Annotated in this window: 20 protein-coding genes and 4 tRNA genes; 11 read left to right on the plus strand and 13 right to left on the minus strand. The window is 68.3% G+C overall.

Annotated features, from left to right (window positions below):
- The first annotated feature begins 9 nt into the window (after window positions 1-9).
- From hemE to hemQ, 3 genes are read left to right on the plus strand one after another with little or no spacing between them, the layout of a single operon-like run.
- Entirely contained in the window at window positions 10-1,074 is a 1,065-nt protein-coding gene (hemE, locus tag B1818_RS07395; RefSeq protein WP_078112320.1) for a uroporphyrinogen decarboxylase, read from the plus strand.
- A complete protein-coding gene (locus tag B1818_RS07400; RefSeq protein WP_058250235.1) occupies window positions 1,074-2,480 on the plus strand; it encodes an FAD-dependent oxidoreductase in 1,407 nt (468 codons plus the stop codon). The genes hemE and B1818_RS07400 overlap by 1 nt, the downstream gene beginning before the upstream one ends.
- A gap of 57 nt (window positions 2,481-2,537) precedes the next feature.
- Window positions 2,538-3,233 carry a hydrogen peroxide-dependent heme synthase gene (hemQ, locus tag B1818_RS07405; protein WP_058250316.1) on the plus strand — a complete coding sequence of 232 codons (696 nt, stop codon included), beginning with the start codon at window positions 2,538-2,540 and terminating at the stop codon, window positions 3,231-3,233.
- A gap of 22 nt (window positions 3,234-3,255) precedes the next feature.
- Here hemQ and msrB read toward each other — a convergent pair whose 3' ends face one another.
- The 4 genes from msrB to B1818_RS07425 all read right to left on the minus strand — a co-directional run bounded on the left by msrB (window position 3,256) and on the right by B1818_RS07425 (window position 7,543).
- Window positions 3,256-3,687, minus strand: coding sequence for a peptide-methionine (R)-S-oxide reductase MsrB (gene msrB / locus B1818_RS07410; RefSeq protein WP_058250317.1), 432 nt, complete (start codon window positions 3,685-3,687; stop codon window positions 3,256-3,258).
- Between the two features lie 41 nt (window positions 3,688-3,728).
- Complete coding sequence (locus B1818_RS07415; protein WP_058250236.1) at window positions 3,729-5,009, minus strand: glycosyltransferase family 87 protein; 1,281 nt, start codon at window positions 5,007-5,009, stop codon at window positions 3,729-3,731.
- Between the two features lie 58 nt (window positions 5,010-5,067).
- Entirely contained in the window at window positions 5,068-6,678 is a 1,611-nt protein-coding gene (locus tag B1818_RS07420; protein ID WP_078112451.1) for an alpha/beta hydrolase, read from the minus strand.
- Window positions 6,679-6,757: 79 nt separating this feature from the next.
- Window positions 6,758-7,543 (minus strand): pyrimidine reductase family protein, encoded by a 786-nt coding sequence (locus B1818_RS07425; protein WP_058250237.1) that lies wholly within the window; start codon window positions 7,541-7,543, stop codon window positions 6,758-6,760.
- 35 nt (window positions 7,544-7,578) lie between these two features.
- On the opposite strand from B1818_RS07425, the gene zapE (B1818_RS07430) reads away from it, so the two are divergent.
- Window positions 7,579-8,592, plus strand: coding sequence for a cell division protein ZapE (zapE, locus tag B1818_RS07430; protein ID WP_058250238.1), 1,014 nt, complete (start codon window positions 7,579-7,581; stop codon window positions 8,590-8,592).
- A gap of 132 nt (window positions 8,593-8,724) precedes the next feature.
- Here zapE (B1818_RS07430) and B1818_RS07435 read toward each other — a convergent pair whose 3' ends face one another.
- From B1818_RS07435 to B1818_RS07455, 5 genes are all read right to left on the minus strand, one after another.
- Complete coding sequence (locus tag B1818_RS07435) at window positions 8,725-9,984, minus strand: HNH endonuclease signature motif containing protein (RefSeq protein WP_058250239.1); 1,260 nt, start codon at window positions 9,982-9,984, stop codon at window positions 8,725-8,727.
- A 198-nt stretch (window positions 9,985-10,182) separates the two neighbouring features.
- Window positions 10,183-11,205, minus strand: coding sequence for a cell division protein ZapE (gene zapE / locus B1818_RS07440; RefSeq protein WP_058250240.1), 1,023 nt, complete (start codon window positions 11,203-11,205; stop codon window positions 10,183-10,185).
- Window positions 11,206-11,294: 89 nt separating this feature from the next.
- Window positions 11,295-11,855, minus strand: coding sequence for a GNAT family N-acetyltransferase (locus tag B1818_RS07445; protein ID WP_078112452.1), 561 nt, complete (start codon window positions 11,853-11,855; stop codon window positions 11,295-11,297).
- 11 nt (window positions 11,856-11,866) lie between these two features.
- Window positions 11,867-12,685 (minus strand): sulfurtransferase, encoded by an 819-nt coding sequence (locus B1818_RS07450; protein ID WP_078112321.1) that lies wholly within the window; start codon window positions 12,683-12,685, stop codon window positions 11,867-11,869.
- A 19-nt stretch (window positions 12,686-12,704) separates the two neighbouring features.
- A complete protein-coding gene (locus B1818_RS07455; protein WP_078112322.1) occupies window positions 12,705-14,651 on the minus strand; it encodes an NAD(P)/FAD-dependent oxidoreductase in 1,947 nt (648 codons plus the stop codon).
- Window positions 14,652-14,789: 138 nt separating this feature from the next.
- Between B1818_RS07455 and B1818_RS07460 the strand changes: the two genes are divergently transcribed.
- The 4 genes from B1818_RS07460 to B1818_RS07475 are packed head-to-tail and all read left to right on the plus strand — an operon-like array spanning window position 14,790 to window position 18,751.
- Window positions 14,790-15,428 carry a nitroreductase family protein gene (locus B1818_RS07460; RefSeq protein ID WP_058250243.1) on the plus strand — a complete coding sequence of 213 codons (639 nt, stop codon included), beginning with the start codon at window positions 14,790-14,792 and terminating at the stop codon, window positions 15,426-15,428.
- On the plus strand, window positions 15,425-17,035 hold the full coding sequence (locus tag B1818_RS07465) for a class I adenylate-forming enzyme family protein (RefSeq protein WP_078112323.1): 1,611 nt from the start codon (window positions 15,425-15,427) through the stop codon (window positions 17,033-17,035). Before B1818_RS07460 ends, B1818_RS07465 begins: the two co-directional genes overlap by 4 nt.
- Complete coding sequence (locus B1818_RS07470) at window positions 17,016-17,660, plus strand: TetR/AcrR family transcriptional regulator (protein WP_078112324.1); 645 nt, start codon at window positions 17,016-17,018, stop codon at window positions 17,658-17,660. The genes B1818_RS07465 and B1818_RS07470 overlap by 20 nt, the downstream gene beginning before the upstream one ends.
- Complete coding sequence (locus B1818_RS07475; RefSeq protein ID WP_078112325.1) at window positions 17,657-18,751, plus strand: CaiB/BaiF CoA-transferase family protein; 1,095 nt, start codon at window positions 17,657-17,659, stop codon at window positions 18,749-18,751. Before B1818_RS07470 ends, B1818_RS07475 begins: the two co-directional genes overlap by 4 nt.
- Window positions 18,752-18,802: 51 nt before the next feature.
- Here B1818_RS07475 and B1818_RS07480 read toward each other — a convergent pair.
- The 3 genes from B1818_RS07480 to B1818_RS07490 form a co-directional block, all read right to left on the minus strand.
- Window positions 18,803-18,877, minus strand: a tRNA-Val gene (locus tag B1818_RS07480).
- A 21-nt stretch (window positions 18,878-18,898) separates the two neighbouring features.
- Window positions 18,899-18,972: transfer RNA gene (locus tag B1818_RS07485), tRNA-Cys, on the minus strand.
- A gap of 22 nt (window positions 18,973-18,994) precedes the next feature.
- Window positions 18,995-19,067 (minus strand) — tRNA-Gly (locus B1818_RS07490).
- 253 nt (window positions 19,068-19,320) lie between these two features.
- Here B1818_RS07490 and B1818_RS07495 point away from each other — a divergent pair.
- Both B1818_RS07495 and B1818_RS07500 read left to right on the plus strand, forming a co-directional pair.
- A tRNA-Val gene (locus B1818_RS07495) sits at window positions 19,321-19,395 on the plus strand.
- A 203-nt stretch (window positions 19,396-19,598) separates the two neighbouring features.
- The gene (locus tag B1818_RS07500) at window positions 19,599-19,931 is read left to right on the plus strand and encodes a hypothetical protein (RefSeq protein WP_078112326.1); all 333 of its coding nucleotides are present in this window, start codon (window positions 19,599-19,601) and stop codon (window positions 19,929-19,931) included.
- A gap of 43 nt (window positions 19,932-19,974) precedes the next feature.
- Here the strand turns inward: B1818_RS07500 and B1818_RS07505 are convergent, their stop codons facing one another.
- Entirely contained in the window at window positions 19,975-20,514 is a 540-nt protein-coding gene (locus tag B1818_RS07505; RefSeq protein ID WP_058250255.1) for a hypothetical protein, read from the minus strand.
- 148 nt (window positions 20,515-20,662) lie between these two features.
- Between B1818_RS07505 and B1818_RS07510 the strand changes: the two genes are divergently transcribed.
- Entirely contained in the window at window positions 20,663-22,060 is a 1,398-nt protein-coding gene (locus tag B1818_RS07510; RefSeq protein ID WP_231742243.1) for a glycosyltransferase 87 family protein, read from the plus strand.
- Window positions 22,061-22,128 lie beyond the last annotated feature (68 nt).

The raw sequence follows: 22,128 nt of genomic DNA on the forward strand, positions 1-22,128 counted from the left end.
TAAGCGGTGATGTCGAACGCAACTGGTACCCGGGTCCATAGGTCGAACCTGCCGCTCGTCGCCGCGGCCACCGGCGCGACCCCGTCACGCCGGCCGGTGTGGTTCATGCGGCAAGCCGGTCGCTCGCTGCCCGAGTACCGGGCCATCCGCGCCGATCACGGCATGCTGGAGTCCTGCTTCGACGCCGAACTGGTCTGCGAGATCACCATGCAGCCCGTCCGCCGGCACGACGTCGACGCGGCGATCCTGTTCTCCGACATCGTGGTGCCGCTCAAGGCCGCCGGCATCGACCTCGACATCGTCGCGGGCACCGGGCCGGTGATCGCCGAGCCGGTGCGCTCGCCCGACGCGGTGTCGCGCATCCCGCGGCTGGAACCGGCAGCGGTCGGCTCGATCGCGCGGGCCATCGAACTACTCCTCGGCGAGCTGGGGGACCAGGTGGCGCTGATCGGCTTCGCCGGAGCGCCGTTCACCCTGGCCTCCTACCTCATCGAGGGCGGCCCGAGCCGCAACTACGAGCGGACCAAGGCGATGATGCACGGCGACCCGGAGACGTGGGCCGAGCTGATGGCGCGTCTCGCCGACATCACCATCGCGTTCCTGCGCGTCCAGCTGGAGGCCGGGGTCGACGCGATCCAGCTCTTCGACTCGTGGGCGGGCATGCTGTCGGCCGCCGACTACCAGCGTTTCGTCGCACCGCACAGCGCCCGTGTCCTGGCCGAGGTCGCCGGGTACGGCGTCCCGCGCATCCACTTCGGCGTCGGCACCGGTGAGCTGCTCGCCCCGATGGCGCATGTCGGTGCCGATGTCATCGGCGTCGACTGGCGTGTGCCGCTCGAGGAGGCCGTGCGCCGGGTGGGCCCGGGCAAGGCCGTGCAGGGCAACCTCGATCCCACCCTGCTGTTCGCCGGCCCCGACGTCGTCGACGCCGAGGTCCGCCGGGTCGTCGCCGACGGTGACCGGGCGATCGCCGCCGGGGCGGTCGGGCACATCTTCAACCTCGGACACGGCGTGCTGCCCGGCACCGACCCGGACGTGCTGACCCGGGCCGTCGAAGTCATCCACAGCCTCTGATGTCCCCGCGGGTCCGGATCGCGATCGTCGGCGGCGGGATCTCCGGTCTGACCGCCGCCTACCGCCTTCGTCGTGCGCTCGGGCCCGACGCGCACCTCGACCTGCTCGAGGCCTCCGGACGGGTGGGCGGGGTCCTGCACACCACGACGGTCGGCGGTCGGGCCGTCGACGTCGGGGCCGAGGCGTTCATCGTCCGGCGACCCGAGGCGCTCGAACTCGTCACCGAACTGGGCCTCGCCGACCGGATCGTCTCGCCGACGCCGCGCCGTCCCGCGGTGTGGTCGGGTAAGCGGTTGCATCCGTTGCCCAGTCCGGCGCTGATGGGCATCCCGGCCGGACCGGCCGTCGTCGACGGTCTCGCCGACCCCGAGGACGTCGACCGCATGTCCGGTGAACCCGACCGTTCGATGCGGTGGGAAGCCGGGACCGATACGTCGGTCGGGCAGCTGGTCGCCGACCGGTTCGGGCCCTCGGTGGTGGCGCGCAGCGTCGACCCGATGCTCGGGGGTGTGTACTCCAGTCTCGCCGGCGACATCGGGGTCCGCGAGGCGCTACCGGTGCTGGCCACGCGCCTCGACGCGGGCGCGCCGTCGCTCACCGCTGCCGTCGGCGACCTCATCGCCGCGGGGGCCGGGGCCTCGGGGCCGGTCTTCGGCGCCCTCGTGGGCGGATACACGGTCCTGCTCGACGCCCTGCGGGCCGCGGCCGGCGTCGAACCCGAGATCTCCTGTCCGGTCACCGATGTCACTCCGTCGGGGGACGGTTGGGTGCTCGAGTTCGGAGGGGCCCGCGACCCGCGGCCGTACGACGCCGTGCTCTTGGCCGTGCCGGCCTGGCGGGCGGGGGAGCTCCTGGGTCGGTCCGCGCCGGACCTGTCCGCGCCGTTGCGCGCGGTTCGGGGCGCCTTGTCGGTGGTGGTGTCGATCGCGCTCGCGCCGGGGACCGAGCTGCCCGATCACTCCGGTGTGCTGGTGGGGACCGGAGAAGGGTTGCGCGCCAAGGCTTTCACGTTCAGCTCGCAGAAGTGGGCGCATATGTCGGATGCGGGCCGGCCGGTCTCGGTGCGGGCGTCGTTCGGACGGTTCGGTGCGGTGGTACCGGATGAGACGGCCGAACCCGGCGTCGACGACCGGCTGCGTCGTGAGGCACTCGAGGACCTCGACGAGGTGTGCCGCGCCGCCGGTGTCGCGCCGGTGTCGTCGCGGGTCGTCGACGCATACGTGCAGCGTTGGGACGACGGATTGCCGGTCTATGCGCCCGGGCACCTCGCGGCGATGTCGCAGGTGCTGGCCGCGCGGCCGTCGCGTCTGGCCTTGGCCGGGTCGTCGTATGCCGGTGTCGGGGTGCCGGCCTGTATCGGCCGGGCCGGCCGCGCGGCGGCCGAACTGCTGGCAGATCTGACGTGACCCGACTCCGCTGACCTGCCTGGTCGCCGGGTGGGCGCCGGTGGCACGATGGCACCCATGAGCCGCTTGGATTACGCAGAACTCAACTCGACGATCCGCTACCTGATGTTCTCGGTGTTCGCGGTCCGCCCAGGTGAACTGGGTGCTGATCGCGATCAGGCCAAATCCGACGCCGCGGACTTCTTCAAGTCCCTCGAGGACACCGGCGTCGTCGTCCGCGGTGTCTACGACGTGTCGGGTCTGCGCGCCGACGCCGACTTCATGATCTGGTGGCACGCCGAGGACGTCGAGCCGATCCAGGCCGCCTACGCGAAGTTCCGTCGCGAGACCGTTCTGGGACGGGCGTGCAACGCGGTGTGGAGCAACGTCGCGCTGCACCGGCCCGCCGAGTTCAACAAGAGCCACATCCCGGCGTTCCTCGCGGGCGAGGACCCCGGCAACTACATCTGCGTGTACCCGTTCGTGCGGTCCTACGAGTGGTACCTGCTGCCCGACGAGGAGCGGCGCAAGATGCTCGCCGACCACGGCAAGGCAGCGCGCGCGTACAAGGACGTCCGCGCCAACACGGTGTCGTCGTTCGCGCTGGGCGACTACGAGTGGCTGCTGGCCTTCGAGGCGCCCGAGCTGCACCGCATCGTCGACCTCATGCGTGATCTGCGCGCCACCGAGGCGCGGATGCACGTCCGCGAGGAGACGCCGTTCTTCACCGGCCCACGGGTCGAGGTGCCGGCGCTGATCGACGCGCTGCCCTGAGCCGAGCCGCTGGAACCGGCCGCTACTCGGCCGGTTCCAGCGTCAGGCTGATGCTGTTGATGCAATACCGGAGATCGGTGGGGGTGTCGTAGCCCTCTCCGGCGAAGACGTGGCCGAGGTGGCTCTTGCAGTTCGCGCAGAGCACCTCGACGCGCCGCATGCCCAGCGAGTTGTCCTCGACCTCGATGATCTTGTCGCCGGCGAGTGGGGAGAAGAACGACGGCCAGCCGCAGTGCGATTCGAACTTCTGCTCGCTACGGAACAGTTCGGTGTTGCAGGCGCGGCACCGGTAGATGCCGACGGTCTTGGTGTCGGTGTATTCACCGGTGAACGGCGCCTCGGTGCCCGCCTGGCGGAGGACACGGTACTCGGCCGGCGTCAGGCGCTGCCGCCACTGCTCGTCGGTGAGTTCGGCGAGATTCTCGGCGTCGGTCGACGGGGTGCTGTCGGTCATGTCCTCCACGGTAGCGCGCAGCCGGACCGGCTTTGGCAGCACTATTTCGACAGGCCCACGGTCTCGCTCGTGGAAGTCGCGGTCTCGGTGGCGGGGACGCTCGGCGCGTCGGTCTCCGAACGGACCGGCGGCACCATGCCGGCCACCCCGTCGGACCGCATGTCGAGGTAGCGGAACAGCAGTGAGCAGAACACCGCGATCATCAGGAGTGACCAACCCCAGGTGACCTTGTTGTACTCGACCATCCAGCCGAACGCCGTCCAGCGGTCGGAGTAGAAACCGTCGAAGGTCATGCACCCGTAGACCCCGAGCCAGGCGGGCCAGTTGCGCATCGGCGAGCCGGGCAGGAGCACCGTCATCAGGAGCGGGAACAGGAGCATCGAGTAATAGCCCTGACCGAGCGAACCGACGAGGAAGGTCGTGCACAGCAGGACTCCCGACGATGCCGTGATCCACAGCAACTCGTTGGTCCGGCGGTAGTAGCGGTACAGGAACCACAGCGAGAACGCGGCCATCGCGACGAAGGCGACGCGGAGCAGCAGCACCAGCCAGGGTGCGACGCCGAAGTACGCGCCGTTGCCGGCGATCGAACTGTTGTAGTAGTCGCGCGCCTCGCCGAGGTACGGGACGGTCCGGCTGATGAAGTCGTCGGCGTCGATCGACAAGGGCCAGGCGACGATCGTCAGGACGACCGGAACCACGATGGCGAGCGCGAACACCCGCCACTGCCGGTTGAGGAGGGGAAGCAGCATCAGTGGCGCCAGTACCGGTTTCACCGCGAGGGTGAGGCCCATCGGCACACCGGCCCACCAGTCGTGCCGGCTGAGCATCAGCATCAGGAAGGCGAGCAGGCCGAGGAGCACGAACGAGTTGAAGTTCGTGAAGATCAGTGTGTGCGAGACGGTCTCGGTGCTGAAGAAGAAGAACAGGACCGTCGGCATGACCCACGAGTTGAACGCGAACCCGAACATCCGGGTGAGCAGGTAGGCGCAGATCAGCAACGCGATGACGCTCGCGGCGATGAAGGCCCAGCGCGCGCGCTCGTAGTCGATGACGGCGACCGGCGCCATCAGCAGGGTGCCCGACGGCGGGTAGAGGTAGTGCGGGTCGACCGTCGCATAGTTCTCGCCGTAGACCGGCAGGCCGTTGAGGAAGTTGTAGGCCGCGGCGTACACCGGTTTGAAGTCGTCGGTGCGGTCACCGTTGACCCCGAGGAACACCGAGCGGTGCACGACCATGAGCAGGCTGATCGGCCACAGGACCATCGGGATGATCCGCTGAGCACTCATCGGGGGATAGAGATACCTGTCGAGATTGGCCACCCGCGAACCGTACTACGCGCGCCGCCGAGCTCAGAACAGTGCGGCGTGGTCCGGGGACTCAGGTGGGGCAGCCTCGCTGGGTCGGACCCTGCAGCGGTGCCCGATCGACGTACTCCGCGACGACCTCGGCGGCGCACGCACTGCGTCCCAGGACCGAATACCCCAGGCCGTCCCAGGTGACGGTCACCGGCTCGGCCTCGGCGTTCATGAACAGCGGCACCAGAGCATTGGCTCCCTCGCCACCGTTGATCGGGTCGCGCGTCCCGTTGAGGATCAACGGGTCGGCGGGCAGCGACGTGGGTGGCCGGACCGGATTGCCCGACGCCCAGCCGTTGCACCGGACGAGTGACAGCGCGCTGTTGGCGCCGGTGAGGGGGTTCTGCTTGGACCACGCGTCCACCAGACCCGGCACCTCGTTCTGTCCGACCGGGCCGGTCACGTCGTTGCAGCGGGACACCAGGGCGCCGTCGGGGAGCCGCAGGGTCGCGGCGCGATCGGCGAGCCGGACCAGCGCCGCGGTCTGTCCGCGGTCGGCCGCTGCGATGGCATCTGCGAGGTCGAGCAACGATTGCGGGCGGTCCGGCGCCAGGGCCAGGGTCGTGGTGATCGCCTCGAGCGCGGCCGTGTCGGAGAGCGACTCGAGGTCGCCCGCCCGTGCCTTGCCCAGCATGCGGGTCATCGTCGCGACCCCGTTGGACCCGAGCGCGCAGCCCGGTAACGCCGAGCACCGCTGTGCGAAGCCCTGGAGCGCCACCTGGACGCCCCGCGCCTGGGACTGTGCGCGATCCCGGGCGTTCGCGCCGAACGGGGTCGGGGTGTCGAGGATGATCCGCCCGGCACGTCCGCCGTACAGGGACGCGTAGGTGAGCACGACGTCGGAACCCTCACCGGTGCCGATGAGCCCGAGATGTTCGACGCCCCAGCGCTGCCGCAGGGACTCGAGGTCCGCGGCGGCGTTCGCGGCCCCGAAACTCAGTTGGTAGGGGGTGAGCGTCTCCGTGCACCCGTCCGAGGCCGATGACGCGGCCGTGGACAGGCGCGAGATCCGCGCGTCCGTCGTCGTGGCGCGGTCGACGAGGCCGTTGTTGGCGATCGTCGTGCGTTCCAGTCGGGTCATGCAGTCGATGTCGCTGCTGAGCGGGATGCCGCGGTGGTCGACCGCGACCACGGGGTGCGAGGAGAGGAACGCCCGGCCCTGGCCGGCGGTCATCACCATCAGGGTCCGCGACGACGGCAGATCGGAACCGGAGGTGAGGACGAGCGGCGCAGCGTCGGGTGGGGTGTCCGCGGTCCGGGCGCGCGTCACCGCGATCGACACGACCTCGCCGTCGGGCTGGTCGCGGTCGATGGGCGAGTCGTATTCGGCGCATTCGATCGTCACGCCGTCCGGACGGGGCACCCCGTATCGTTCGCTCGTCTCGGCGGCGCACTCGCTCCACTCGAGATCGGTCTTCGGTACCGCGAGCGCGGGGGCGGGGGGAGCGGTCGACGACGACGGTGCCGGTCCCTCCTGACCGCCGCCGCCCGGGATCAGGTCGGGGCCACGGTCGGGACCGACGGCACAAGAGGACAGGACTATCGCCGCGATCACGCCGGCGACCACACCCGCGAGAGCCCTCGGGCGGGAGTTCGGTGCTGCGCCGACGGCCGGGGTGTGCGCTCTTGGCATGTCCGCGAGCGTAGTCAACGAATCCGCGAGGACGCTCGAGCCGGGTGTCGGGGTGAGTCCCGGATAGAGAGCGGACAGCTCACCGGGTGGACGCGCGGCCGTCGCGGACCCAGCGGGTGAACACGAACCCATCGTCGTCGGTCATGATCGACGCCGGGTGCAGTGCGCGCAGGACCGCCGTCCCCTCGTCGGTGACCGCGATGCGGCCGGCGCTCCCGCCGACCAAGTGCGGGCTCGTGGTCAGACACAGCTCGTCCACGGCATGGGCCGCCACGAGCGAACCGAGCAGACTCGGACCGCCCTCGCAGAGCACCCGGGACCATCCGCGAACACCGCAGTGCTCCAGGATGGCCGCGGTCGACACGGTGTCGTCGCCGCAGTCCACCAGCGTCGCGCCGGCATCGAGCAGAGCCCGCCGGCGATCGGCGGGCGCGCTCGAACAGGTGAGGACGACGGTGTTCTCGTGGGACACGGGCTCGAAGTCGGGCGGTATCGACAGCGACCGGGACACGAGCGCGAGTGCCGGGGCGGGCGCCTGCCCCAGCGATCGCCGGACTGCGGCGAGGGCGTCGTCGGGCTCGGGTTGCCCATATCCCTCGGTGGTCGCCGTGCCCGCACCCACGAGGACGACGTCGGCGAGCCCTCGCAGCACGCGGAACACGGCTTTGTCGCCGGGACCGCCGAGACCGCCGGACTTGCCGTCGACGGTGACCGCACCGTCGATCGACGACACCATGTTCGCCCGCACGAACGGCGCGCCGTCGTCCGGATCCGTGGACGATCGAGGGGGGTACGAGTAGAGCTCGGCCAGCCGGACCAGCTCGTCCTCGGATGTGACCTGGGTCGCTTTCTGCAGGTGGAACATGCGTTCATCATTCCGCGCCTGGCTACTCTCCACACATGGTGGCCCGACTCTGCGATCGCAACCCTGCGACCTCGCCCGACGCACTCATCGACGAGATGGTGCCCCCGTCGACCTTCGACGACGTGAGCTTCGACTCCTACATCCCCGACCCCAACGAGCCGTCGCAGGCCGAGGCGGTGGCCAAGGCGCGCGACTTCGTGGCGCGGGCGTCGAAGGCGCGCTCGGGCAAGAAGGGCCTGTTCTCCCGGAAGGCGCCGGCCCAAGGGGTCGGTCTGTACCTCGACGGCGGCTTCGGCGTCGGCAAGACCCACCTGCTGGCGTCGATCTACCACTCGATGCCCGCACCGAAGTCGTTCGCCACGTTCGTCGAGGTCACACACGTGGTCGGCGCGCTGGGCTTCGTGAACGCCGTCGAGCGGCTCTCGCAGCACACGGTGCTGTGTATCGACGAGTTCGAGCTCGACGACCCGGGCGACACGATGCTCGTCTCCCGGCTGCTGACCGAACTCACCGCCAAGGGCGTGTCGATCGTCGCCACCTCCAACACGCTCCCCGGCCAGCTGGGGGAGGGCCGGTTCGCCGCCCAGGACTTCCTACGGGAGATCCGCAAGCTGTCCTCGGTGTTCGAGACGATCCGCGTCGACGGTCCCGATTATCGTCACCGCGATCTGCCGCCGGCGCCGGAGCCGCGCAGCGAGTCCGAACTGACCGAGATCGCCGAGTCCACCGACGGCGCGACCCTCGACGACTTCGACGCATTGTGCGACCACCTCAGCACCCTGCACCCGTCGAAGTACAAGGACCTCGTCGACGGCGTCTCCCTGGTCTGCATCTCTGGGGTGCACCCGGCCGAGGACCAGTCGGTCGCCCTGCGCCTGGTGGTGCTCGCCGACCGTCTCTACGACGCCCACATCCCGGTGACCGTCTCGGGCGCGAAGCTCGACGAGATCTTCACCGAGGAGATGCTCGCCGGCGGTTACCGCAAGAAGTACCTACGCGCCACGTCGCGCCTGCTGGCTCTCTCGCGGTTCGCGGAGTCGGCGGCCTGACTTCGGGGTAGAGGCCGTCGTCGGCGGCCCACACACTGTGGAGTTTTCAATGTACGTGCAGGGTCCCGGGTTCGGGGCCGCGCAGGAACGTGCCACCAGCAGGTGGACGAGGTTGTCGTGAGGTCCGGTGACTCAGGCGGCGTCGTCGAGGCGCATCGTGCGTCTGTTGTAGGCCGGTAGCGGCTTTCGGTTGGGGTCCACCTCGACAGGTGGGATCAGCCACGGATGTCGGTCGTAGCCCATGACGACGTCCCAGCCATGATGGTGCACCTGCGTGTGGCATCGCTGGCAGAGTAGGCAACCGTTGTCCAGGCTGGTCGTTCCGCCGTCCGCCCAGTGCTCGAGATGGTGGACCTGGGTATGTGAGGGTGGCGCACCGCATTTGATGCAGCACGCGTCGCGGACGACCACGGCCTTGCGCAACTCCGGTGGGAAGACCCGTTTCTCGCGACCCATGTCGAGGGGCACGGTGGCCGAGTCGACCACGATCTCGGTCAGGGTGCCGTCGCACGTGAGAGCGCGGGCGGTGGTGTCGGTGATGGTGCCCGTCCATGGCAGGGCGCCGAGGTCGGTGGCGTCGGCGGGGATGGTCAGGATCAGTTGTGTGCGTGGGGCTCCCGCGGTCTGGACGGTGGCGCCCAGGCATGCCTGGTCGAGGATCAGTTCGAGCGCATCGGCGCGCCGTTCTGCGGGCGAGCGGCGATCGCCGGCGCCGTCGGGTTCGGGTCGCGGGACGGAGCGCTCGTCGATCATGGCGATGAACTTCTCGCCGATGACGTTGGTCAAGTCGGCGGCGATCTCGACCCGGCCATCGTCGGTGACGTTGTGGACGACGGCATTGAGTGTCCGATCCTCGGCGGCCGGGACTCCGCCGTTGGTCTCGGCAACCGTGTTGCCGAGGGCTCGAGCACGTCGCAGCACCTCTGCGGGCGTGGCCCCGGACAGTGCCTGGGTGATCAACTCGGTCTCGAAGGCGGCTCGGTCGTCGTCGACAAGCGCAGTGGCCGAACGCTTCTCGATGTGACCCAGGCCTCGGGCGACGGCGTCGACGATCTCGGCGGAAAGACGGCCGTCGGCGGCGTGGGCGGCAACCTTGGGTAGATCTTCTAGTCTGTCAACGATCCGCACGATTCGCGAGGCCACAGCGGGCGCGAAGCCCATCTCGATCAGCAGTCTCCGTAGCGTCGAGTGGTTTCGCTCAGCGACCCGTAGGCGCCCCAGTTGTGCTGAGCGCATGGCGATCCGGTGATCGATCACGTTCCGCAGGAGCCGCAGTGTCTCCAGCTCGGTGAAAGCTGCACGCCCGGCGGGATCGTCAGGTGGTGACTCGGCGTCGACCAGTTGATCGAGAAGCAGTGTGAGATCGGTCATGCCTTCAAGGTACTCGAACATCCTGGCGAGCGCCAGGGGTTGTGCACATGAATACTGTTGCACTGCAATCACTCTGAGAGTGTGGATCGAGGCGTGATTACCACGAGAACGCACCTTCAGTCACAGGAGTATCCGGTTGTCCCGTGATGTGGCGCGAACTTGAGTTGGTTCGACTCAAGAAAACGCCAGGGATTCGACCACGACGGCGGAACGCCGCGATTACGGAGTCGAGCGGATCAACCGCAGACGACTGGTCATACGAAATGCATCGGGACGGTAGGCCGTTGCGGCGGCGCAGAAGTCGGGCAAGGAGTGGGGCGAGGTGAACGTGACGGCGATGTCCTCGTCGACCAGGATGTCCACAAGGTTGACGAACCGCTGCTGCGCCTCCTCGTCGGCGACATCGAATGTCGGTACGTCGGTGATCGTCCATCGGGAATACATTCGCGCCCACGTCAGATACTCGATGGTTGACACCGGCGCGTCACACAAGTGCGCAAACGAGGCCTGCAGACACCCGTCACGCTCGGAGTGGACCTCGAAACGTCGCCCACGAACAGTGAGCCCGACTGTCTGGGTGGTCTCGGACACGCGACCTGACGGCGGCACTGTGATCCAAGTTCCCGCGGCGAAGCCGACGGAGTCCCCGCGGGGAGATGTGCGGTAGTCGGTCTGCCCGTTCAGGTGATGGACGTCGAAATGATTCTTGATCAGCGTGATGCCGGGCTCGAAGAGGTGATGCCAGATGGGGTTCGGCAGAAGGTCATCCGGGGCGTAGTTCGACGTCGCCAGGACGGTGATCCGGCGGGCGAGCACGTACTCCAGCAATCGGATGAGGAGACGTGCGTCCCCGGAGTCGTGCACGTGAAGCTCGTCGAAGTACAACAGCTCGCTGTTGCCGACGACATCGTCCATGCCCAGGCGTAGCGAGTGCGGGTCGTGCCGGTGCTCGTGTACTCGGCGATGGAGTTCCTCGAAGAAGCTGTGGAAATGGATCCGCGTCTTCCTCGGTACGGGGCTCACGTTGTAGAAGGCATCGGCCAGCCACGTCTTGCCCCGGCCGGCCGAACCGTGGACATAAAGCCCGCGCGGGCCCGACGAGCGTCGTGTCCGCCGGCGTCCCTCCGGAACGAGGACGGCGAGCCGATCGACGAGTAGCCGTTGCTGAGGGTCCAGCACGATCCCGGCGTCGGCGGCCGCCGCCGAGATCGCGGTGACTACTGCATGACGCTCTGCGGACACTCTCGAATGGTCACACGGAAAGCGTGGTGTCTTGACAGCGCGTGGCCGAAGTCACCAGTCCAGGTGCGACGTCCGATCGAACCGAAGGCTCACAGCCGCTGCGTGAACACGTAGTCGTGCTCGATGCTGTCACCGAGGGTGAAGGTCTTCGCGCCGGCGCGTTCGAAACCCATCTTCGTGTAGAACCGCTGGGCCCGGACGTTGAGCTGGTTCACGCCCAACCACACCAGAGCGCTGCCGTGCGACCGTGCGCGATCGAGCGCGGCACCCATGAGCAGGTGAGACGGAGTCGCGCCCTGCCGCGAATGATGGTCGCGCAGCACGTACATCTTCGAGATCTCGCTCACCGGACGCTCGGTCACGACCGCACACACGTCGGGGTGCGTCGGGTCGCGATGCATCACCAGCGCGTACCCGAGGATCGGTCCGCCGACACCGTCGCGCGCGACCAGGACGTCCGCAGTCGGATCGGCGATGTGATCACGAAAGTTGTTCTCCCGCAGATTGTCGGCGACGAAACTCTCGATGTCGGCCGGCGTTGCGTGCGGCGGGCACGCGAGCGGGAACGTGATGGCGGCGACCTCGGCGACTCCCGCCGCCGCTGCGGGGTCGGTCACGACCTCGACGGTGACATCGGCGAGGTCGGCGATACCGGGATCGGTCACGACAGCGGCCGAGCCGGATCGGCGGTCCAGGCGTTCATCGATCCGTCGTAGACCGCGACGTCGTCGCGTCCGAGGCTGTGCAGTGCGAATGCCGCAGCGGTGGCAGCGATTCCGCCGCCGCAGTACGTGACCGGGCGTACCGACGGGTCGAGGGCGCCGACATCTGCAAACAGTTCGCGCAACTCCTCTAGCGGCCGGAGGCGCCCCGCGTCGTCGACCAGTTCGGCGAACGGCACGTTGACACTGCCGGGAATGTGGCCGCCCGCGAACGATTCCCGGTCGAGCGCGTTGACCAGCAGGACGGAGGACTCGCCGGTGGCGGCCGCGACCTCGTCGGTGGAGACGATCCGCTGGGGCCGGCGGCGCGGGGTGAACGAAGCCGGGGTAGTCGTGACCTCGCCGGTCTCGACCGGGAGGCCGGCCGCGGTCCAGGCGGCGTATCCGCCGTCGAGGACGAGTACGTCGTCGAAGCCCTCGAGTCCGAACTGCCACCACAGTCGCGTGGCCCAGATGCCGTTGGCGGTGTCGTACACGACGACGGTGGAGTCGTCGCCGATGCCGAGGCGGCCGACCGCATCGGCGAAACGCGCGGAGTCTGCTGCGGCGAACGGTGCCTCGCCGTCGGGGTCGCTGAGGTCGGTGATCTGATCGGCGAACACCGCGCCGGGCAGGTGCCCGGCCAGATAGGTCTCCCGGCCGGAGGCGACGTGTGCGCCGTCGGCATCGAAGGTCAGATGGACGGTGGCGTCGACGATGCGGAGGTTCTCCTCGCCGAGGCGGGCGGCGAGATCGGTGGCGGAGATGAGGGGCGTCATGACAGCCACGGTAGTCCCGTCAGTCGACGAGGGGTTCGGCGACGAAATCGTCGAGGTCGACACTGCGCGTCCGCGCCCAGTAGTCGACGATCCGCCATGGCAGGACGGCGACGACGCGTCCGTCGGGGTTGCGATACCAGTTGGTCATCGCCGGATGCGTCCACACCATCTGCGCGTGGGCGCGGTCGACGGCGTCGTTGTATTCCTCGGTGACGTCACGCCGGACTTCCAGTGCGCCCAGCCGGTTCTCGATCATCGCGCGGAGAGCGTCGCAGACATAGCGCACCTGGTATTCGAGGATGCTGATGAAGCTGCCGCCGTGTCCCAGTGCGGTGTTCGGCCCGGTGAGGATGAACAGGTTGGGGAAGTCGGGTGCGGTGATCCCCAGGTAGGCGTACGCGTCGTGATCACCCCACGCCTCGACGGTGTTCTGCCCGCTGCGTCCGACGATGTCCATGGGGTAGAGGTAGCGGTCGCTGTGGAATCCGGTGGCGAAGACGATGATGTCGAAGTCGTGGGCGGTGCCGGTGCCGTCGACGAGTCCATCGGAGGTGACCCGTTCGACGCCGTGTGGAACCAGCTCGACGTTCGGCTGGCGCAACATGCGAAACCAGCCGTTGTCCAACAGCATCCGCTTGCCGAAGGGCGGGTAGTCGGGAGTCGACAGGTCGATGAGGTCGTCGCGGTCACCCAGTTCGCTGCGCAGGTAGCGCAGGTAGAACTCGCGGTGACCGTGATTGACGGCGTTGATCGACGCGGTCGGCTCGGGCCAGTCCGGGTCGATGCGCAGGGTCGAGTGGACCTTGTCGTTGAAGATCCACGACAGTCGTGCGCGGTACCACTCCCGGTACCCGGGGAGGTTGTCCATCAGCCAGTGCACGTCGTCGCCGACCGGGGCGAAGTAGTCATCGTTCGGCGCGATCCACTGCGGCGAGCGCTGGAAGATCGTCAGCGATCCGACCCGATCGGCGATGGCCGGCCCGATCTGCATCGCGCTGGCACCGGATCCGACGATGGCGACCCGTTTGCCGGTGAGCGCGCCGGGCCCGTCGAGTTCGTCCGGCCATTGTGCGGAATGGAAGATCGGACCGGTGAAGTCGTCCATCCCCGGAAGTTCGGGAAGCTTCGGGCGGTTGAGGAGACCGACTGCGCTGATGAGGATCCGGGCGGTCAGGGTGTCCTGGTGGCCCTCGCGGTTACGGACGTGGACCGTCCAGCGCTGGGTCTCGGCGTCGTAGGCGGCCGAGAGGACCTCGGTGCCGAAGCGGACGCGATCGCGCACCGCGTGCCGGTCGGCGAAGGCCTGTAGGTAGCCCTGCACCTCGTCGCGCTTGCCGAAGTGCGTGGACCACGGGTGGTCGAAGGACGAGATCGAGTACAGGTAGCTCGGCGTGTCCACGCCGGCGCCGGGGTAGCGGTTCTCGTACCACGAGCCGCCGACCTCGTCGTTCTTCTCCAGCACGGTGTGCTCGACGCCGGCTTCGGCGAGTTGCGTGGAGATCAGCATGCCGGCCACACCGGCGCCGATGACCAATGCGTCCATCGACGTGGCGAGATCGTCGGGCAACACCGGCAGATGTGTGTCCCGGAGGTCGCCGCGGACGATCTCGGTCATCATCGGCGCGAATTCCGGGGCCACCTGCTCGCCCGCGGTGAACGACATCAACGATGCGACGAGTGCCTCGTCGGCCGGCTTCCGCGCGGGCCGGCCGTGGTCGTACCAGTCCTCGAGGGCGTCGACGACCGCCGCGCGGATCTCCTGCTGGACGTCCTCTCCGAGCCCGCCCGAGGAGTTGTCGTCCATGCCTCGGCTCCGCGTCGGGCGGTATCGATCGGCCATCCACCGGTGGTCACCCGTCATCTCCACGAGGACCGCGAGCAGGGTCGGGATGTTGCCCGCCGCCACGAACGCCCTGATCTCCGCTGTGGTCGGTCGCGTCTCCGGACGCAGCGAAACAGATGTCATAACTAAAACTAACCACTGTTAGTAGTGCGACGTCAACACCGCCTTCAACTCCGTCTGACGGCCCTTGACGACCAAAGCCGGCTGTGCCACTGTGTCCTCAGTCATACTAACAACGGTTAGTGAGCACGGAGGATTGACATGGATCTCAGCGAGGCAATGCGCACGACGGGCACCTGCCGCTACTTCAGCGACCGTCCGGTGGAGGACGAGGTGCTGTACCGGGCGTTCGACGACGCGCGATTCGGCCCGCAGGGCGGCAACCGCCAGCCCGTCCGTTGGGTCGTCGTCCGCGACGAGGTGACCAAGAAGGCTCTCGCCGACCTGTACCTGCCGTTCTGGGAGGGCTACTACGCCGCGGTCGTCGAGGGGTCGAAGAAGGTCGGCGCCATACCCAAGACCGTGGAGAGCGCCAACTATTTCGCGCACCACCTCGCCGAGGTGCCCGCCCTGATCGTGGTGTGCGCCGAGATGGACGGACTGCACCCGACCGACCACGAACTGGGCAGGCTCAGCGTCGTCGGCGGGGCGTCGATCTATCCGAGCGTCCAGAACCTCACCCTTGCGCTCCGGCAGCAAGGCGTGGCCACTGCGCTGACGACCCTGCTCTGCGCCGCCGAGAACGAGGTGAAGAACCTCCTCGGCATCCCCGAGGGTTATCTCACCGCCGCCCACATCGCCGTCGGCTATCCGCGTGATGACTTCCCCCGCAAGCTGTCCCGGACCCCGGTCGAGGAGATCGCCTTCCTCGACCGCTTCGACAACCGGATGTTCGCGTGAGCGCCCCCGCCGTGAACCCCTCGACGCGCGCCCTGTCTCCCGCTCAGACCTCGATGCTGGGCCGGGCCACCATCGGTGACCAGCTGCGTCGCCTGGCCCGGTCCCAGGGTTCGACCCCGGTGATCGTGGCCTACGACGCGGAAGGCGGACGTACGTCGACGTCGTACGCGGAGCTGAACACGATGGCCAACCGGGTCGCCCATGTGCTGCTCGACCTCGGCGTCGGGCGCGGGGATCGCGTTGCGGTGATGAGTCGTAACCGGGTCGAGACGGTCGCCACCTACTACGGCGCCCTCAAGGTCGGTGCCGCGTATTCCGGCGTCAGTCCCATGTTCCGGGAGGGCGAGGTCGCCCAGCAGCTCCGGCACCTGGAACCGACGGTGCTCGTCGTCGAGCAGCCGCTGTCCGCGTTGGCCGGCCCCATCGCCGACAGTCTCGGCGTCTCGGTTCTCGTCGTCGGCGACGACGAGGCGAACTCGTGGAACTCGTTCGACGAGTCCGTCGCGGCGGCTGACGATTCCGAACCCGACTGCGAGGTCGACGAACACGATCTCGCGATGATCGTCTACACCAGCGGCACCGAGTCGACGCCGAAGGGCGTCGAGATCGCGCACCGGAACTACCTCATCTCCACCTCGCCCGCGTACACATGGGGACTTCGCTGCCGCAACGACGACGTGTGGCTCTACGTCATGCCCTTCCACACCATCGCCGGGATCGGTTCGCTGACGTCGCTGACGCTGCTGGGTGCCACCCTCGTCCTGCCGGCCGCGGTCGACCCGGCGACGGCGTTGCGGATGATCCGGGACGAGAAGATCTCCGTCCTGGCGCAGACGCCGACGTTCTTCATCGCGCTCGCCAACCACCCCGACTTCGGGGCCGACACCGTCGGTTCGGTGCGCCGCTGCCTGACCTACGGCGGGCAGGTGTCGCCGCACGCGGTCGACGCGTGGGCCGCGGCCACCCCGGAGTCCGTGTGGGGCACCTACTGGGGACAGTCCGAGCTCACCCAGCTCGGCTCGGTGGGCTGGTTCCGGCGGCTCGAAGACGTACCGGACCAGGACCCGACCTGGATCGGCAAGCCGGTCGGTCACCTGGAGGTCAAGGTCGTCGACGCCGATGGCAACGACGCCGACGAGGGCGAGCTGCTCTGTCGCACACCGTCGGTCATGCTCGGCTATCACAAGGACCCCGAGCGCACCGCCCAGGTCTTCGAGGGTGGCTGGGTGCACACCGGTGACATCGTCCGCATCGACGCGGAGGGCAACCTGTTCTTCCGCGACCGGCGCAAGGACATGATCAAGACCGGCGGATTCAACGTCGCGTCGCAGGAGGTCGAGCGAGTTCTGCAGGCGCATCCCGACGTCGAGCGCGCCGCTGTCGTCGGGCTGCCCGACCCCTACTGGTCGGAGGCGGTCACCGGATTCGTGGTGCTCCGCGCCGGCGCGGAACACACCGGCGCCGACATCCGTGAGTACTGCCGGACCGACCTGGCATCGTACAAGGTGCCCAAGGAGGTCCACGTGGTCGACGCGTTGCCGACCGACGCCCAGGGCAAACTGCTCAAACGCGAGTTGAGGAAGGCCTATGGAACCGGTCAGGGCTGAGATCGACGCCGACGCGGCCACCGACGAACACCGGACGCCGCCGGCGCGGCGGCCCCGCCGACGGCGCGACGAGATCGTCGAGGCCGCGGCCCGCTACTTCGCCGATCACGGCTACTCCAACGCGGGGATGCGTGACATCGCCCAGGCGGTCGGTATGCGGGGAGCGAGCCTGTACAACCACTTTCAGTCCAAGGAGGAGATCCTCTACGCCATCGCGCTGCGGATGACCGAGGATCCCCAGCAGGATCTGCTGCTGCTCGATGTCGAGGGTGGTCCCGTCGAACGGCTCACGAACCTGATCGAGGCCCACGTCCGGCGTCTGGCGCGGCACCGGGTGGAACACCTTGTCGCCCTTCGCGAATTGTCGGCTCTGACACCCGAGCACCGACGGGTGGTCACCGACTATCGGAAGTACTACCAGCGTCGAATTCGCGATGTGATCGCCGCCGGCGCAAGACTAGGGCTGTTCGAGGTCCGCGACCCGCACCAGTCGGCGATCGCGGTGCTGGACCTGATGAACGGGATCAGCTGGTGGCTCAACGACTCCCACGATGTCGACCAGTTGGTCCGCGATTACGTCGACTTCACGATCGGTGGCGTTCTCCACCATCGTTCGACGTCGTGAGCGGACCACTCGCCGGCGTGCGGGTGGTCGAGATGCCCGGACTCGGGCCGACCCCGCACGCCTGCATGCTGCTCGCCGACCTCGGCGCCGACGTCATCCGGATCCGGCGGCCCGGCCCCGATCTGCCCGGGCCCGACGGTATCCCGGATGCCGACGCCGGTCTGTACCGGTCGCGACGCACCGTGGACGCCGACGTCAAGGATCCCGACGACGTGGCCCGCATCCGAGAGCTGATCCGGCGCGCCGACATCGTCGTGGAGGGGTTCCGGCCGGGCGTGATGGAACGTCTCGGCCTGGGTCCCGAGATCTGCTCCGACGCACCGCAACTCATCTACGCGCGCATGACCGGGTGGGGGCAGGACGGGGATCGTGCCGCGAGCGCAGGGCATGACATCAACTACCTGGCGGTCACCGGTGTGCTCGAGGCGATGGGTCCGGCCGGCGCCCCGCCGGTGCCGCCGCTCTCGCTCGTCGGCGACTTCGGCGGGGGATCGATGCTGCTCGTCGTCGGCGTGCTGGCCGCTTTGCACGACCGCACTCGGACCGGCCGGGGCCAGGTCATCGACGCCGCCATGGTCGATGGTGCCGGGCTGCTCGGGGCGCTGCAGTGGTCGTGGAAGGCCGCCGGACGCTGGGGTTCTCGGGACCGGGGCAACCTGCTCGACGGTTCGGCGCCGTTCTACGCGACGTACCGGTGCGCCGACGACAAGTTCGTCGCCGTCGGCGCGCTCGAGGAGAAGTTCTGGCGGAACCTGATCGACACCCTCGGCATCGGCGACCTGCCCGACCGGTGGGACCGTGCCGCGTGGCCGGTGATCAGGGCGGCACTGCAAGCCCGCTTCGGGTCGCGTACGCGCGACGAGTGGGGGAGTGTGTTTGACGGTGTGGACGCCTGCGTGACACCGGTTCTCGACTTCGACGAGGCCGCCGCAGACCCGGTCGCGGTGCAACGCGGTTCTTTCGTGCGCGTCGACGACGCAATCGCCCCCGCGCCGGCACCGCGGTTCTCCCGGACCGTACTGCCGGCGCCCTCAGGTCCGTCGGCGGCGTCGTTGGGGGAAATCGTCGACGAGTGGTCGGCGGGCAACTGAGACGCCGAGGAGCCAACGAAAAACCCCCGGAGCGATCCGGGGGTTTTGTCGTGGTGCGCGATACAAGGATTGAACTTGTGACCTCTTCCGTGTCAGGGAAGCGCTCTCCCACTGAGCTAATCGCGCGGGTATGGAATTGTGCAGCGGTGGAGGTGGCGACGGGAATCGAACCCGTGTACACGGCTTTGCAGGCCGTTGCCTCACCACTCGGCCACACCACCAGATGCGAGTCGACTCGCGCCGAGCGGATGACGGGATTCGAACCCGCGACCCTCACCTTGGCAAGGTGATGCGCTACCAGCTGCGCTACATCCGCATGCCCACGAGCGATCTTGTGGATCGTGCTGCTCGCGGTGCGAAGAGAAACTTACGCGATGGTTTCCGAACTATCCAAATCGCCTGGTCAGGGGCGTGGCCGCGAGTGAATCCCCAGCGTGTGATTCGCTCCCGTGCCGTGTAGGGGCGTTTGTGACGTGGCCCACCGCGGTGATTTGGGACTTCTGCGCAACCCGTGTAATCTTCTGGCTCGTGCGCAGGCGCCCCCGGCACTGACCGAAGGCGCCCGACACGGTCCCGTGGCTCAGTGGAAGAGCGTCCCGTTCACACCGGGAAGGTCGCTGGTTCGATCCCAGCCGGGACCACCACAGTTCCACAAGCCCCGCCGACATCGGCGGGGCTTTTTTCGTTCGACCTCACCCGCTCGTCTCGCCGGAACCCGGGGTTCGGTCGATCGGATGAACAGTGCCTCGGAATTGCCGATCGCCTCGCCTCGCGGCGCTACGATCCGGCGGCAGCGGCAGTTGGGTCATCGGGAGGTCACGGCCGCAGGCACATGCTTGGAGGCAAGATGAAGCGACTCATCACCGGAATCCTCGTCACGATGGCTTTGAGCGGAGGACTGCTAGCGGGTGCCGGCGGGGCGTCGGCGGCACCGTCTTCGGTTCAGCGCGAAGGCGGACCCTGTTATCAGCACGAGTACGGCATGGACTCTGCCGACGGCACGCTGTACTGCTCGCCGGAGGGCGATGGGTTCTGGCGCAGCTACGCAGTAACCAGTGCGCCCAAGGTCCGAATCGGCACACCCTGCCCGAAGCTCGGTGCTCGCGCGATGGTCTACCAGACCGACGGCATCGCCACCTGCCGCCAGTCGAGCAGCGCCGGTTTGCGGTGGCAGTGGTAATCGCCGCACCAGCGTTTCGTCCGTTCGGCATCACCGACCTGCGTCAGTATGGACTGCATCCCTGAACGAACACGGGCCGGTATGGCTGTCCCGCAACCGCATCGACGTCGTCGAGAGCCCGGGCCAGCACGACGACCGCGGCGTCCGCGGACCGCTGCAACGGCGCGGCGAGGAGCGCGTAACCGTGTCGCATCGTCACCGTGGCGACGATGCGCGCCTGCCAGGCCGGCGCGTCGGCCGGCGGTGACTGGATGCCGTCGAGAACGCGGCAGGTCGACCGCTGCGCGAGCTCCTCACCGTCGGTCCCGGTCGAGAGGTCGACGAGTATGTCGACGACTCGCCGCTGGTCGGGTCGGAGCGCAGTGTCGTCGGGGAGTGGCCAGGGGTCGAGCCGCGGGCGCACGTCCTCGGACGTGGTCTCGAGTGCGATGTGGATCGGTGGAACCGGACCGTCGGCGGTGCTCGACGAGGTGTCGCGCGTCATCGCGACCGGCTCGATGCCTTCCCCGACGCATGTGACGGTCAGCGTCGACGATGCCGCGATGACCAGTACGACTCCGAGGGTTGCTCGTAGTGATGACATGGTGTCGTCCCCAAGGTGATCTCGTCACCCACCGAGGACAACGGTAGTCCGGCACGGACCGTCGCGATCCAGCTGTCCACCGAACAACCGACCACGCCCCACGGCGTTGCGCGTGATGCAGCTCACAGACAGGGCGTACGCTCGCCGCGTGGCCGCGAAGACTGCCGTCGAATCGCCGGAGTCGTCTCGTTCTGTGCCCGCACGGATCCCGATGGCGGCGATCGTCGTGGCGGCCGTCGTCGCGGTCGGGGTGATCGCCTGGCACATCGCGGCGTTCCCGATCACCAACCCGTTCTACGGGCTCTTCGAGAACGCCACTGATGCCCGCGTCTATCGCGCGGGCGCGGCCACCGTGCTCGACGCGGGTCCGCTGTACGACGCACCCGTCCTGTGGCGTCTGCACTTCACCTATCCGCCGTTCGCTGCGGTCGTGTTCGTCCCGCTGGCTCTGCTCACCGAGGCCGTCGCCAACATCGTCTGGTGGACAATCGGTTTCGCCGCGCTCACCGGCGTGATCGGGATGTGCCTACGGAGCCTGCACTACCGGCCCGGTGGTCGCCTGATCACGTTTGCCGCCCTACTAGCGATCTCGTCGACCGCCCTCGAACCGATCCGCACCACCACCTGGCTCGGACAGGTCAACTTCCTGGTGATGACCCTGATCCTCGTCGACCTGGTGTTCCTCTCGACGACATCGCGGTGGCGCGGAGTCGCCATCGGCATCGCCGCCGGGATCAAACTGACACCGCTGTTCGCCGTCGTCTACCTGTTGGTGACCCGCCAGTGGCGCGCGGCAGCCACGGCGCTGGCGACGTTCGCGGCGACCGTGATGATCGGATTCCTCGCCGTCCCCGCCGACTCGTGGGCCTACTGGACCCGCCACCTCACGGACACCGAACGCATCGGCCGGGCCGACTCGCCGGCCAACCAGTCGGTGCGCGGATTCGTGTCGCAGATGTTGTCCCACTTCGACATCGGGCGGTTCGCCGAGCCTGCACCCGGCGGGCCCGTCTTCGTCGCGCCGACGTGGCTGTGGCTCCCGCTCGCGCTGGTCGTCGCCGCGCTCGGACTGCTCGCCGCGGTGGTTGCCCACCGCGACGGTCGCGACCTCCTCGCGGCCACGATCGTCGGGATGACGATGTGTGCGGTCTCACCCTTCGCGTGGGGACATCACTGGGTCTGGTGCGTGCCGCTGTTCGTCGTCGCGCTGGATCTGGCGATGCGGCGGGGGAGTACGGCTCGCACGTGGTGGTACTGGCTCGCGCCGGCCGGCGTGGCGACGCTGACGTTCACCTGGTGGCGGCACTGGTGGGACAGCGGGCCGTACCTCACCTCCGACCACGCCATCGCGTTGGGGCTTTTCATGATGCCGCGAAACGGTGACGACTCCGTCGTGGGCGATCTGCTCGTCGTGCTGTATTCGGGCTGCTATCCGCTGCTTCTCGCGGTCACCGTGTCCGCGACTCTGATCGACGGCGCGCGGCGGAGGCGACGGCGCCGCTCGACCACCCTGCCGACGCCGGAGGCCCACACCTGCATCGCGTAGCCTGGACGTCACTTTCCAGGCCGAGACGAACACCGGGCCGAAGTGCGCAGCGGGCCGAATGAACGAGG

It is taken from the genome of Gordonia sp. IITR100, from assembly GCF_002009645.1.
GTDB classification, from domain to species: domain Bacteria; phylum Actinomycetota; class Actinomycetes; order Mycobacteriales; family Mycobacteriaceae; genus Gordonia; species Gordonia hongkongensis.